This window comes from Priestia sp. BR_2 (assembly GCF_041954005.1).
Classification (GTDB): domain Bacteria; phylum Bacillota; class Bacilli; order Paenibacillales; family Paenibacillaceae; genus Paenibacillus_AQ; species Paenibacillus_AQ lautus_A.
Genome location: NZ_JAVFHM010000201.1, coordinates 1 through 897 on the forward strand (window position 1 = coordinate 1; position 897 = coordinate 897).

The 897-nt window shown below is 29.9% G+C and carries 2 protein-coding genes; both read left to right on the top strand.

Annotated elements, in window-relative coordinates; genetic code table 11:
- Nucleotides 1-611 (top strand): DegT/DnrJ/EryC1/StrS family aminotransferase (locus RB298_RS15120; RefSeq protein ID WP_486047483.1); only part of this gene is annotated, 611 nt, incomplete at its 5' end.
- 37 nt (nt 612-648) lie between these two features.
- A partial coding sequence (locus RB298_RS15125) for a DegT/DnrJ/EryC1/StrS family aminotransferase (RefSeq protein ID WP_486047484.1) occupies nt 649-897 on the top strand: 249 nt, incomplete at its 3' end.

Here is an 897-nt window from a genome sequence, read left to right on the forward strand (position 1 = left end):
TAATCGAAGCATTAGATTTAAAGGGGGAAATAATAACAACTCCTTTTACTTTTGCTGCTACCACTCATGCAATTACCAGAAAAAACATTCAGCCGGTTTTTTGTGACATTGACCCTGATACCTTTAATCTTGATTCAAAAAAAATTGAAAGTTTAATTACTGATCAGACAACTGCTATTATTCCAGTGCATGTATTTGGAAACCCTTGTAATGTTGAGGAGATAAATGACATTGCTCAAAAGTATCAACTTAAAGTCATTTATGATTCAGCTCATGCTTTCGGTGTAGAAATTGACGGTGAAGGTATAGGGAATTTTGGTGACATATCAATGTTTAGTTTACATGCGACTAAAGTCTACAATTCTATAGAAGGAGGGTTGTTAACTTTTTCTAACAGTAAACTTAAATCAACATTTAATTTACTGAAAAACTTTGGTATATCAGGTCCAGAAACCATTGAAATGATTGGTACGAATGCTAAAATGAATGAATTCCAAGCTGCCATGGGTTTAGTGAATTTAAGATATATTCAAAAGCGAACTACTATGTTTGATATTTATATAATATTTAAAACTATAAAATGTATGGTTTTACCTAATAACGCCTACTAATTGTTTAAAAAATTAAAATTTTCCTAGGAGTCAAAAAATGAAAAAAATATCTAGACCAATTTATGTTACTAAATCATTCTTACCCCCTTTAGAAGAATATATAAAAGAAATCAAATTCATTTGGGAAAGCTCTTGGCTAACTAATAATGGTCACTTACATAATTCTTTAGAAAAATTACTAAGTGAGCATTTAAAAGTTCAAGAATCGACTTTATTTGTAAACGGAACTTTAGCTTTAGAAACAGTAATCGAAGCATTAGATTTAAAGGGGGAAATAATAACAACT